We start from the raw sequence: 12638 nt of genomic DNA, 5'->3' as shown, positions 1-12638 counted from the left end.
GAAGTCTAGCGACCGAGCTCGGCCCGCAGCGCGCGCTCCTCCGCCCTGGTGAGTCCGGCACGGCGGACGCGGTCGATCCCGCGAGCCCGCTCGTCGGCGACGACATCGGCGATCGTCTCGACGAGCGGCCGGAGCGATCCGCCGGTCGCATGGAATCGCGCGTTCGACCGCGTCATGAATCCGGTCATCTCCGCGGGGAGCCAGAGCGGCAGCGAGCGCTCCCCCATCCAGTACTCGACGCCCTGCCCGACGAGCCAGTCCTCGGTCGCGACGACCGTGTCTCCCGTATGCCCCGCGGCGGTACGAACGGCGTCCAGCACCTCGGCCAGCGGATGCACGTCCCCGATCGTGTTGACCGGGCCGGTCGCCGACGTCGTGACCACATAGTCGGCGAGGTCGTCGACATCGATCACCTGCGTCGCGCGGCCGTCCGTCGGCGGGAGCAGCACGGGCTCCGCACCGGCACGGGTGAAGGCCGCCGCCCAGTATCCGAACCGGTCGCTCGGGTCTCCCTCGCCGACGATGAGGCCGGGCCGCACGATGAGCGCGCGCGGCCCGAGCGTCGCGACGGCGTCCTCCGCTGCGGCCTTCTGTGCGCCGTACTCGTACTCGTCGCCGCGCTGAGCGGGCGGATGCTGCGGCGCGGACTCGTCCGCCCCGACGGTCTCGTCGTCGGAGTACACCGACATCGACGAGACGTACGTCCAGCGTGCGGCGCGATCGCCGAGCACATCCACCGCACCGGCGACATGCACGGCCCGCGAGGAGATGTCGACCACCTGATCCCAGTCCCGTGCGGCGAGGGCTGCGTAGACCACGGGATCATCGCGATCACCCCGTACGAGCGCCGCACCATCCGGCGCAGCCCTCTCACCGCGCGCGAGACAGGTCACCGCCGCACCGGCATCCAGCCATCGTCGGGCGATGCGCCCCGAGAGCCAGCCCGTCCCACCCAGGATCAGCACGTTCGTCATGGGTCCATGTCACCAGCATCCGGCTCCGGTGGGAAGGTGTCTCCGCTCAGAGAAGGCAGGTCATCGGTGATAGACGTCGCGACGGTGAGCGATGGAGACGATCTCGACGACGGCCTGCTCATCCAGGATGCGGTAGATCACGCGGTACTCTCCGCGTCTCGCCGAATAGAGCGGCGCGAGAGGCTCGCGAAGCGGCTTGCCCACCCGCCGCGGATTCTCCGCGAGCGCCGTGGTGATGAATTCGAATGCGGCGGCCGCGACGCTCTCCCGCAGGGTCTCACTGAGTGCGCGCCTCGCAGCCCGGGTGAAGACGACGCGGTGCGGTTCGCTCACGCAGCGCCCGGGGACCGACGCTGCTCCATGGCCTGCCGAACGTCATCGACCGTGAACCGCTCACCATCGGCCGCGTCACGGATGTCGTTCAGCACCTCGGCGTCGGACAGCACGGCGATCGTCTCCTGCATCGCATCGAAGTCGTCGGCGCCCAGGAGGACAGCAACACGTTCGCCGTTGCGAGTGACCTCGAAACGCTCATGCGTCGAGGCCGCTGAATCCACGAGCTTGGAGAAGCTGGCCCGAGCAGAGGCGACCGAAAGAGTTGTCATGTACAGAATTCTAGCTCGAATCGCTCATCAGGGGAACGTGGATCCTGTCTCTCAGCGGCGCAGCTCCCCGAGCCCGGCCAGCTCCGGGGTCGTCCACGCCGGATCCGGCCGCCAACGGCGCCACTCGGCGTCGAAGGGCCAGTCACCTGCCTCGAACGAGGCGATCGCCGCATCCGCGTGGCGTTCGATCTGCGCGGCCTGCTCGGGGCTGAGCCGCCCCTGTTCGATCGCCGCCGCCAGTTCGTCCTCGTCCTTGAGGTGGATCATGCCGTCGGGGTCGATCTCGACGTCGAGGATGTGATCCGACGAGTAGGTGTCGTGATCGGTGCGCAGATGCGCGTTCTCGAGGTTCACATACCACCCGGCGAACGTCCACTCCGGCCCGGTCGTCTCGCTCCAGAACAGCCACACCGACCACGGGAGCCCGGCCGGAGCGATGCGCAGCACGCCGTTGCCCCACCACTCCTCCACGATGCGCGTGCGCTCCTCCAGCCAGCGGCGCTCGAGCGGCACGGTGCGTACACGCTGCCCGTCGGGCGCTCCCTGCGACTCCTGCAGCGTCCCCGGCGCGAGCCACGCGACCAGACCGTGCTCGTCATCGCGCACCACGCGCATCGGCGAGATCGTCGACGGCTCCCCCGGCTGCCACCCGGGCTTGCGGTAATGCCAGTCGATCTGCGCGCCCGGGGGAAGGAAGGGCCCTTCGCCGAGCGGTCGCGCGCCGTCGGGGACGGCGGCCGGAGTGCCCTGGGGGAGGATGCTCATCCCGCCACGGTACTCCGGCCCCGCCACCGTCCGGCGGAACCTGCGCTCAGTCCCGCAGCGCGGCGCCGAAGCGCTCGGCGGCGACCGCGACTCCCGCGAGCTTGGCCTCGGTGGCCTCGGCCGCGGTGAGCGTGCGGTCGTCGGCGCGGAAGCGCAGCGCGAAGGTCAGGCTCTTCGATCCCTCGGGCACGCCCTCACCGCGGTAGTCGTCGACGAGTCGCACCGATTCGAGCAGGGCGCCCGCTCCCTCGACCAGCGCCGCGCGAACGTCGCCGGCGGGAACATCCGCGGCGACGGTGAGCGAGACGTCCTGCGTGGCAGCGGTGAAGGTCGAGAGCGACTCCGCGACGATGCGTCCGCCCGCGAGCGCGAGGACGCGATCGAGGTCGAGTTCGAGCACGGTCGCACGACCGGGCAGATCAGCGTCCTCCGCCACGGCGGGATGCAGCTCACCCACGTAGCCGACGTCCTCTCCGCCGACGCGGAGAGCGCCCGTGCGACCCGGATGCAGCGCGGCGCGCTCGGACTGGACGACGTCGATGTCGACGCCCGCAGCGGCGGCGATCACGCGCACCGCGTCCAGCGCCTCGGCGAGTCCGGCGAGCTCGGCGGCCCGTCCTGGCTGACGCGGTGAGACGTTGCCGGTCAGGAGGGCCGCGACGTGCCGATGCTGCGGAGGGATCGAGGCGTTCAGCTCTGCGAGCTTCTCATCGGATGGACGGGCACCCAGCGGCGGCACGTCGTCGGTGCCGTACTCCACACCGGGCTCGGGGAGGAACACGACACCGGTCTCGAAGATCGCCAGGTCGGTGAGCCCGCGCGCGATATTGCGGTGCGCGGTCTGCAGCAGGCCGGGGATGAGGGAACGGCGCAGGTACGGCGCCTGGCCGTCGAGCGCGTTCGCCAGGCGGATGCTCGGGAGGTGCTCCCCCCCAGCCGACCCGTGGAGGTCGTTCTGCGCCTCGGTCGTGAACGGGAATGCCGGCGTCTCGACGAGACCGGCGGCGGCCAGCGCGTCGGCCACGCGACGCCGGCCCTGCTGGTGAGCCGTGAGTCCGCGACCCGACGGCGGCGTGGGCAGCACCGACGGGATGCGGTCGAGTCCGTGGATGCGGGCCACTTCCTCGGCCAGCGTCCACTTGTCGGTGAGGTCGGGCCGCCAGGTGGGCGGGATGACCGTCCAGCCGGCCCCCTCGGTCCCTGAGCCCGTCGAAGGGGACACTTCCGCGCCGATCGTGGTCAACGCGCCGGTGATCTCGGCATCCGTGTAGTCGACGCCGATCAGGCCCTGCACGAAACCGGCGGGAAGCTCGATCTCCGAGACGAAGACCTCGGTGAACAGCGCGCCGCCCTCTTCCGTGAGCGCGCCACCGGCGAGCTCGACCATGAGGTCGGCGACGCGGCGGGCCGCGACGAACGGGACGAGCGGGTCGACGCCGCGCTCGAAGCGCTTGGACGCCTCGCTGGGCAGCTTGTGACGGCGGGCCGAGCGGGCGATGGTCGTCGGGTCGAAGATCGCGGCCTCGATGAGCACGTTGCGCGTGGTCTCGCTCATCTCGGTCGTGCCGCCGCCCATGACGCCGGCGAGGCCGATCGGACCGGAGTCGTCGGTGATGAGGAGGTCTTCGACGTGCAGGGCGCGCTCGACGCCGTCGAGGGTCTTCATCTTCTCCCCCGGCGTCGCGCGGCGGACCGTGATGCCACCGGCGAGCTTGTCGAGGTCGTAGCCGTGCAGCGGCTGGCCGAGTTCGAGCATCACGTAGTTGGTGATGTCGATCAGTACGCCGAGCGAGCGCATGCCGGCGAGGCTGAGCCGCGCGATCATCCACGGCGGTGTCGGACGCGAAGGATCGACGCCGCGCACGACGCGTGTGACGAACTCGCTCGCACCGACGCGGCCGCGCACCGGCGCCTGGTCGTCGACGACGGCCGTGTGTCCGGCGCCGGGCTGGAGCTCGGCGAAGTCGCGCTCAGCCGGGTCGCGGAAGTCCGCACCGGTCGCGTGCGAGTACTCGCGAGCCACGCCGCGCAGCGAGAACGCGTAGCCGCGGTCGGGCGTGACGTTGATCTCGACGGCGACGTCGTCGAGTCCGAGCAGCGCGATCGCGTCGGTGCCGACGGGTGCGTCGATGCCGAGATCCGAGAGCACCACGATGCCGTTGTGCTCGTCGCCCAGTCCGAGTTCGCGCGCCGAGGCGATCATCCCGTCCGAGACATGGCCGTAGGTCTTGCGCGCCGCGATCGGGAACGGACCGGGCAGCACGGCACCGGGAAGCGTGACCACGACCTTGTCGCCGGCGACGAAGTTGTGCGCGCCGCAGACGATCCCACGGACGCCGCCATGCGCCTCGCCCACGTCGACCTGGCACCAGTTGATCGTCTTGCCGTTCGACTGCGGCTCGGCCTCGAGCGAGACGACCTGTCCGACGACGACGGGGCCCGAGATCTCGAACCGGTGCACGTCCTCCTCTTCGAAGCCGACGGTCACCAGCGCCGCGAGGACATCCTCGGGCGTGGCATCCGCTGCCAGATCGACGTACTCACGCAACCACGAAAGCGGGACGCGCATCACACCACCATCCCGTACTGCTCGCTGAAACGGACATCACCCTCGGCCATGTCGCGCATGTCCTGCACATCGCTGCGGAACATCAGTCCCCGCTCGATGCCCATGCCGAACGCGAAGCCGCTGTACACCTCGGGGTCGATCCCGGCCGCACGCAGCACGTTCGGGTTGACCATGCCGCAGCCGCCCCACTCGATCCAGCGCGCGCCGCCCTTGAAGGTCGGGTGCCACAGGTCGAGCTCGGCGGACGGCTCGGTGAAGGGGAAGTAGTTGGTGCGGAAGCGCATCTTGGCCTCGGGCCCGAAGAGCTGCTTCGCGAAGTGGTCGAGCGTGCCCTTGAGGTGCGCCATCGTGATGCCCTTGTCGATCACGAGACCCTCGAACTGCGTGAACACCGGCAGGTGCGTGGCGTCGAACTCGTCGGTGCGGTAGACCCGGCCGGGGCACAGCACGTAGATCGGCACCTCGCGGTCGAGCATCGATCGCACCTGCACCGGGCTCGTGTGCGTGCGCATGACGAGGTGACGCGAGGTCGGGTCGACGTAGAAGGTGTCCTGCTCCTGACGGGCGGGGTGGTCCACGTCGAAGTTCAGGGCATCGAAGTTGAACCACTCGTGCTCGAGCTCCGGGCCCTCCGCGATCTCCCACCCCATGCCGACGAAGATGTCGGAGACCTGGTCCTGGAGCAGCGTGAGCGGATGCCGTGCGCCGACACGCGTGCGCGAGGGGACGGCGGTGATGTCGACCCGCTCCGCCTCGAGGCGCGCGGCGACCTCGGCGGCCGCGAGCTCGGACTCCTTGGCCGCGAGGGCCTGCGTCACCTGACCACGGCCCTGGCCGACGAGCTTGCCGAACGCGGCCTTGTTCTCGGGGGCGACCTGGCGCATCGAGGCGTTGAGGACGGCGAGCGGCGAGCCCTCCGCCACATGGGCCGCACGGGCGGCCTTCAGCTCGGCGGTGTCGGCGGCTGCGGAGATCGCGGCAAGCGCCGCCGCGACGGCTGCTTCGACCGCTTCCGGGGTGATTTCAGGAGACTCAGACACGAGAGACGAGTCTACCGGGGGTCGCGCGGCGGTCTCTCACCGGTGGCGGTGTCAGAGCGGGCCGAACATCGGCACCGCTGTGCCGGCGATCCAGGTGAGGCGCTCGGCCTCCAGCGCGGCTGCGAGTCGCGGGTCGCGGAACGCCTGCCGACGCAGCGTCTCCCTCCCCCGGCCGAGGATCGCGGCCGGGACGACGAACCCGGAGACGAGCAGCAGGGCGAAGGCGCCGTCGAGCACGAGGAGCGGCATCGGATCGGCGCCCGACATCATCGCAGGGACGAGGAAGACGTTGAAGACGAGGAAGATGCTCAGCGCGGCGATGGCACCGCCGCGCAGGTCCCCCGCACCACGAGTCGTGTAGGACTTGCCCGGTCTCGGGATCCAGTCGCGTTCGCGCCGCAGGAACAGCGCGGCGGCGACGACGACGAGGACGCCGGCGATCACCCACGGCACCGATGCGGACGGCGCCACGCCGAGGGTGAGGATGCCGATCCCGACGATCGTCGACGATGCGCCGAGCGACACGAAGGCCCCCCACATACCGCGGCGCATCGCCCGCGCCGCGGCGATCTCACGCAACCGGGTGCGCGACTCGACGCCGTATCGCTCAGCGAGTTCCGGATCCAACCACTCCGAGAGGGTCCGGCTGCTCGCAGGAGGATGAGTCGGGACCGGTTCGACGTGCACGAGGTCAAGCCTGCCAGACGGGACGTCTCGTGCACGCCTTCGGGCTCAGACGCCGCCTGAGCTGTTGCCGAGGTGGAATTTACCCGCGCCGCCCTGCATGGCGATGAGCTCGGTGTCCGTGCCTCCGCCGTGGAGACGCGGATCGTCCCCGCCGCCCACCGGCGTGCCGCCCTGCAGCCGCGGAGAACGACGAGTGCGGATCTCCAGCCACTTCGCGACGCCGGAGAGGATCAGGCACATGATGATGTAGATGCCGCCGATGACGAAGGCCGACTGCAGGACCGGTCGGCCCTGCTGAGACGTGAGCTGCTTCGCGAAGTAGAGCAGCTCGGGGTAGGTGATGATGAACCCGAGCGCCGTGTCCTTGAGGGTCACGACCAGCTGGGCGACGATGACCGGGAGCATCGCCCTGATCGCCTGCGGCATGAGGATCAGCCGCATGACGCCGCTCTTGCGCAGGCCGATCGCGTAGCCGGCCTCGCTCTGACCGCGCGGCAGCGATTCCACACCGGCGCGGAGGACCTCGGCCAGCACGGAGCCGTTGTAGACCATGAGCGCGAGGACCACGGCCCAGTACGGCTCCATCTTGATGCCGAGCACGGGCAGGCCGTAGTAGAGCAGCATCATGAAGACGAGCACCGGAACCGCGCGGAAGAACTCGGTGACGACGGTCACCGGGACGCGGATCCAGGCGTGGTCGGAGAGCCGACCGATCGCCAGGACGAAACCGAGGATGATCGCGAGGATGCCGGCCAGCGCGAAGGCGGCGAGGGTGCGGCCCAGGGCTCCGAAGATCTGCGTCCAGACGGCGCTGAACGTGAACACGTACCAGCGTGAGGCGTCGAACTGGCCGCTCTCGTAGAAGCGGTAGCCGATGAAGGCGAGCAGCGCGAGCACCACCACGACGGTGCCGACACCGATCAGGCGGTTCCGCAGGATCGCCCGGGGACCGGGGACGTCGTACAGGACGGAAGTCATCGCGCGATCCTCCACTTGTTCTCGAGATAGCGCTGAAGCCAGCTGAGCAGCATGACCAGGGCGACGAAGATGAGGGCGACCCAGAGCAGCACGACGAGCGCGTTCTCCCCGCGCTCGCTGAGGTAGGAGCGGATGGCTCCGAGCTCGACCACCGAGAATCCGGCGGCGACCGTGGTGTTCTTCAGGAGAGCGATGAAGACGCTCATCATGGGCGGGACGACCGAGCGGAAGGCCTGCGGCAGGATGACGAGCGACATCACCTGGCCGAACGGCAGGCCGATGGCGCGAGCTGCTTCGGCCTGGCCGACCGGAACGGTGTTGATGCCCGCGCGGATCACCTCGGCGACGTACGTCGCCGTGTAGATGCCGATGGCGAGGATGCCGAGCACCGTGGTGCTCAGTTTCGGCAGCCCGAGCTGGGGGTAGCCGAAGATGAAGAAGAAGAAGACGAGGGTCAGCGGGGTGTTGCGGATGAGGTTCACGTACACCGTGCCGACAGCGCGGGCGATCGGCACGGGCGCGACGCGCGCCGCTCCGACGATGATCCCGAGGACGAGTGCGAGCACACCGCCGCCGAAGAAGATCAGCAGCGTGTTGCGCACCGCTGTTCCCCAGAGATCGAGGTTTCCGAAGATGACGTCCACGCCGCCCTCCCCTTCCGGTTCCGAGGAGGGGGCGGCCGCGGACGGCCGCCCCCTCGAGCCGATCAGTCGACGGTGGGCTGGGAGACTTCGATGCCCGACGAACCGAGGTTCTTGTCGAAGATCGCCTGCCAGATGTCACCGCCGTCGGTGAACAGCGTGTTGATGTGCTCCTGGAGAGCCGCGTCGTCCTTGGCCAGGCCGACGCCGTAGCGCTCCTCGGTGAAGGGCTCGCCGACGACCTTCAGGTTGTCGGGGTCCTGAGCCGCGTAGCCGATGAGGATGGCCTGGTCGGTCGTGACCGCCTGGACCTCACCGGAGAGCAGCGCCTCGACGCAGGCCGAGTACAGGTCGAACTCCTTGGTGGGGACCTCCGGGAAGTTGGTCCGGATGTTCTGGATCGGCGTCGAGCCGGTCGCCGAGCACACCGTGGTGTCGGCCGACAGGTCGGCTTCGCTCTTGATGTCCTCGTTGTCGGCCGCGACCAGCAGGCCCTGACCGGTGATGAAGTACGGACCGGCGAAGGCGATCTGCTCCTTGCGCTTGTCGGTGATCGAGTACGTGCCGACGTAGTAGTCGACGTCGCCGTTCACGAGCGCCTGCTCGCGGTTGGCGGAGGCGATCGGCTTGAACTCGATCTTGTCCTCGTCGTAGCCGAGGGAGGCGGCGATCCAGCGGGCGATGTCGACGTCGAAGCCGGTGCGCTCGTTCGTCGTCACATCGAGGTAGCCGAGACCGGGCTGGTCCTCCTTGACGCCGATGACGACCTTGTCGCGCTCCTTGATGGCGTCGAACGTCGGGCTGCCCTCGAGCTCGACATCGGTGGCGACCTCGAACCAGGTCGACTCCTCGCCGCCCTCGTCGCCGGTGCCGGCGCCGGGGTCGGACGGGCTGCCGCTGTTGCAGGCCGTGAGCGCCAGCAGGGCCACCGCCGCGATTCCGATGCCTGCCAGTGTCCGTGTGCGTCGCATGTGCGTCTCCTTCAGTTGCTGTGTGTGCAGGGTCTGTGGTGGTTTCTGGTAAAGAAGCTCAGTGGGTGAGGAGCTTCGAGAGGAAGTCCTTGGCGCGATCGCTCTTCGGGTTCGTGAAGAACTCCTCCGGAGTCGCCTCCTCCACGATCCGGCCGTCGGCCATGAAGACCACGCGGTCGGCGGCCTTCCGCGCGAAGCCCATCTCGTGGGTCACGACGATCATCGTCATGCCCTCCTGGGCGAGCTCGACCATCACGTCGAGGACCTCGTTGATCATCTCGGGGTCGAGCGCGCTGGTGGGCTCGTCGAAGAGCATGACCTTCGGGTGCATCGCCAGCGCTCGGGCGATGGCCACACGCTGCTGCTGACCGCCGGAGAGCTGCGCAGGGAGCTTGGACGCCTGCTGGGCCACGCCCACGCGCTCGAGGAGGGCCATGGCCTCCTTCTCGGCATCCGCCTTCTTCAGCCCGCGGACCTTGATCGGACCGAGCGTGATGTTCTCGAGGATCGTGAGGTGGGCGAAGAGGTTGAACGACTGGAACACCATGCCGACGTCGGCGCGGAGGTGCGCGAGCCCCTTGCCCTCGGCGGGGAGCGCCTTGCCGTCGATGCTGATGCTACCGCTGGTGATCGTCTCGAGACGGTTGATCGTGCGGCACAGCGTCGACTTGCCGGAGCCGGACGGACCGATCACCACGACGACCTCACCCGAGTTGACGGTCAGATCGATGTCGGTCAGCGCCTGGAAGTCGCCGTAGTGCTTCTGGACGTTGTCGACCACGACGAGGGGTGTATCAGAGGTCATCATTTCTCCAAGCTAGCCAGGTCGTTCGCGGGGCTCCAGGCACCGGGACAGTATTTACACGTTCGTGACACGGGACCGTGCCCACCCGGCGTCTCTGCGCGGGTGATCCACGGCCCGCCCCCGCGGGCCGTGGATCGGGTCCTGCCGCTGCGCTCCCGCCCGACGACTGCGAGCAGCGGGACCGTCGATCGTGCACGATCGACCTCAGATTGGCAGAGCGCCGATCCGCTGTCAGAGTTCTTGAGGATTTCTTGAGACTCGCTCGACGGCTCAGTCGCGCAGGTCGCGATAGTACTCGACGGCCCCGGGATGCAGCGCGACGGGACCGGTGAAGATCGCCTGACGCCGATCGAGCAGCGCCGCCGCCGGAACCTGCTCCGCGATCCGCGGACGCGCGTCGAAGAGACCGGACAGCACGTCGCGGACGATGCCGTCCGGAGTGGCGGCCGAGGTGACGAGATAGTTGGGCACCGCCATGGTGGGCGCCCCCTCCTCGAGGCCGTACATGCCCTCCGGGACGTCCGCCGGGCGGTACGCGTGCGAGTACTGCTCGTTCACCTCAATGACCCAGTCCTGCTCGATCGGGAGCAGGCGCACCGGCATCCGCTCGGACAGCTCCGCGATTCCGGGGGTCGGCAGCCCACCCACCCAGAAGAAGCCGTCGATCTCTCCGTTCTCCATCGCCTCGATCGATCCGCTCAGGTCGAGCTGCGGGTTGCGGACGGATGCCGCTACGACGCCCGCGGCATCCAGGACCCTCCCCGCGATGACGTTGACCCCGGAGTTCTCCGCCCCCAGGGAGACGTCCCGCCCGGCCAGATCGGCGATCCCCTCGATCTCGGAGTCCCCGCGCACGACAACGTGCAGGTACTCGTCGTACAGCCGCGCGACGGCCTCGATGTCCAGAGGTTCGGGGAACGCTCCTGCTCCAGCCACGGCGTCGGCTGCCGCATCTCCCTGTGCGAAGCCGATCAGCGCCTCTCCCGCGCTCACGCGCAGGAGGTTGTCGACGGATCCGGCGGTCTCGTCGACCGACATCCGGATGTCCAGGGACTGTGAAAGCTCCGCGGCGAGGTGTCCGCCGTAGTCGAAGTAGACACCTGTCGACCCGCCGCCCGCGATCGCGTACTCCTCGCCCGTCCATTCGCTTGCCCGCGACGTGCAGCCGGTCAACCCTCCGAGCAGCGCGAGCACGGCGAGAACGGCGACGGCACGGCGGCGGCGCGGGATCATGAGTCCGCTCCGTCGCGGATCAGAAGGGAGACGGTCAGTCCGTCCCCCTCGGTCGACGTGACGGCCAGCTCGCCGCCGACCGAGGCCAGCAGGTCGGTCGCGATCGCGAGCCCGAGGCCCGAGCCGGGCACGCTCCGACTGTCGTCGCTGCGCCAGAACCTGTCGGCCGCCGATGCCACCTGCTCCTCGGTCAGCCCCGGCCCCTGGTCGCGCACCGTGATCCGGCACATCTCGCCCTCGCGTCCCGCGCCGATCTCGACCGTGGAGCCGGACGGCGAGAACTTCACCGCGTTGTCGATGACCGCATCCAGCGCGCTCTCCACGATGGTCCGGTCGGTGACGCTCATCACCGCGCTCTGTCCGACCCTCTGCAGCGCGATGCCGCGCTGACCGGCGACATCGCGCCACGCCTCGGTCCGTCGGGCGGCCAGCGTCGCGAGGTCGACCGCGGAGATCGTCGAATCGCTGCGCCCTCCTCGAGCGAGACCGAGCAGGGTCTCGAGGATGCGGACCATCCTGCGCCCCTCCTCCCTGGTCTCCTCGACGTCGTCCCGCCACTCGGCGCCGAGACCGGTGGCGAGATGCTCGACGCGCAGGAGCAGGGCGTTCAGCGGATTGCGCAGCTCGTGCGAGGCGTTCAGCGCGAACTCCTGCTGCCGCGTCATCACCCGCTCGATCTCATCGGCCATGCCGTTGAACACCCTCGTCATGCGCCGCAGCTCCGGCGGGCCGGTGTCCTCGGCGACGCGGGTGTCCATCTCCCCGCGCTCGATCGCCACCATCGCCTCGTCGAGGCGGCGCACCGGCGAGAGCACCCAGCGGGCGAGTCGGAAGACCAGGAGCACACCCAGTCCGATCAGCGCCACGGCGATCACCGACAGCACGATGGCCTGCTGCAGGATCGCGGCGCGCGGCGCGGCGACGTCGGCCGACACCAGCACCGCTCCGATGACATCGCCGTCGTCGAACACGGGCTCGACGAGCGCCGCGTCGGCGACGACCCACGGGAAGACCGTCCCCGGCGGCTCGGCCCGTCGACCCGACAGCGCCAGCCGCACGCGCTCCGCGTCAGCGTCGGAGAGCACCGCTCCGTCGTGCTCCCCCGCCCACACGCTGCCGGCGAGGTCGAACACCATCACGTCGATGCCGTAGACCTCCTGGAACCTCAGGACCTCGGCGTCGACCACCGCAGAGCTGCCGGAGCGGAGCGACTGGCGGGCGCTCGTGACGAAGTAGCCGAGGTCGCCGAGCTGCTCGGCATAGAACGCCTGCTGGATGCTGCGCGCGGCACCCCACCCGGCGGCACCGCCGAGCGTGAGCAGGATCGCGACCAGAGGCACGAGGAACACGATGACCAGGCGTCGGCGCAT

The 12638-nt window shown here is 69.4% G+C and carries 13 protein-coding genes; all 13 read right to left on the bottom strand.

The genetic code is table 11. The features are described 5' to 3' along the window. Nucleotides 1-5: 5 nt before the first annotated feature. Nucleotides 6-974 carry an NAD-dependent epimerase/dehydratase family protein gene (locus tag MRBLWH11_RS12495; protein ID WP_341945108.1) on the bottom strand — a complete coding sequence of 323 codons (969 nt, stop codon included), beginning with the start codon at nt 972-974 and terminating at the stop codon, nt 6-8. Nucleotides 975-1034: 60 nt separating this feature from the next. Next, nucleotides 1035-1307, bottom strand: coding sequence for a type II toxin-antitoxin system RelE/ParE family toxin (locus tag MRBLWH11_RS12490; protein ID WP_341945107.1), 273 nt, complete (start codon nt 1305-1307; stop codon nt 1035-1037). Then, nucleotides 1304-1579 (bottom strand): type II toxin-antitoxin system Phd/YefM family antitoxin, encoded by a 276-nt coding sequence (locus MRBLWH11_RS12485; RefSeq protein WP_341945106.1) that lies wholly within the window; start codon nt 1577-1579, stop codon nt 1304-1306. Before MRBLWH11_RS12485 ends, MRBLWH11_RS12490 begins: the two co-directional genes overlap by 4 nt. Before the next feature lie 51 nt (nt 1580-1630). Continuing rightward, nucleotides 1631-2344: a DUF402 domain-containing protein gene (locus MRBLWH11_RS12480; RefSeq protein ID WP_341945104.1), complete on the bottom strand. Its 714-nt coding sequence runs from the start codon at nt 2342-2344 to the stop codon at nt 1631-1633. A gap of 46 nt (nt 2345-2390) precedes the next feature. Then, entirely contained in the window at nt 2391-4913 is a 2523-nt protein-coding gene (pheT, locus tag MRBLWH11_RS12475; RefSeq protein ID WP_341945103.1) for a phenylalanine--tRNA ligase subunit beta, read from the bottom strand. Then, nucleotides 4913-5953, bottom strand: a complete 1041-nt coding sequence (gene pheS / locus MRBLWH11_RS12470) for a phenylalanine--tRNA ligase subunit alpha (protein WP_341945102.1) — start codon at nt 5951-5953, stop codon at nt 4913-4915. Before pheS ends, pheT begins: the two co-directional genes overlap by 1 nt. Nucleotides 5954-6004: 51 nt before the next feature. Continuing rightward, nucleotides 6005-6640, bottom strand: a complete 636-nt coding sequence (locus MRBLWH11_RS12465) for a hypothetical protein (protein ID WP_341945100.1) — start codon at nt 6638-6640, stop codon at nt 6005-6007. Nucleotides 6641-6685: 45 nt separating this feature from the next. Beyond that, the gene (locus tag MRBLWH11_RS12460; protein WP_341945098.1) at nt 6686-7618 is read right to left on the bottom strand and encodes an amino acid ABC transporter permease; all 933 of its coding nucleotides are present in this window, start codon (nt 7616-7618) and stop codon (nt 6686-6688) included. Then, a complete protein-coding gene (locus MRBLWH11_RS12455; RefSeq protein ID WP_116636332.1) occupies nt 7615-8262 on the bottom strand; it encodes an amino acid ABC transporter permease in 648 nt (215 codons plus the stop codon). The genes MRBLWH11_RS12460 and MRBLWH11_RS12455 overlap by 4 nt, the downstream gene beginning before the upstream one ends. A gap of 62 nt (nt 8263-8324) precedes the next feature. Beyond that, nucleotides 8325-9230, bottom strand: a complete 906-nt coding sequence (locus tag MRBLWH11_RS12450; protein ID WP_341945097.1) for a glutamate ABC transporter substrate-binding protein — start codon at nt 9228-9230, stop codon at nt 8325-8327. 58 nt (nt 9231-9288) lie between these two features. Then, entirely contained in the window at nt 9289-10035 is a 747-nt protein-coding gene (locus MRBLWH11_RS12445) for an amino acid ABC transporter ATP-binding protein (RefSeq protein ID WP_341947827.1), read from the bottom strand. A gap of 270 nt (nt 10036-10305) precedes the next feature. Continuing rightward, entirely contained in the window at nt 10306-11268 is a 963-nt protein-coding gene (locus MRBLWH11_RS12440) for a TAXI family TRAP transporter solute-binding subunit (protein WP_341945096.1), read from the bottom strand. After that, complete coding sequence (locus MRBLWH11_RS12435) at nt 11265-12638, bottom strand: HAMP domain-containing sensor histidine kinase (RefSeq protein ID WP_341945095.1); 1374 nt, start codon at nt 12636-12638, stop codon at nt 11265-11267. Before MRBLWH11_RS12435 ends, MRBLWH11_RS12440 begins: the two co-directional genes overlap by 4 nt.

The sequence above is a fragment of the Microbacterium sp. LWH11-1.2 genome (assembly GCF_038397745.1).
Taxonomy (GTDB): domain Bacteria; phylum Actinomycetota; class Actinomycetes; order Actinomycetales; family Microbacteriaceae; genus Microbacterium.
Note: the sequence above shows the minus strand (reverse complement) of the source record. Positions and strands in the feature narration are given on the sequence as shown.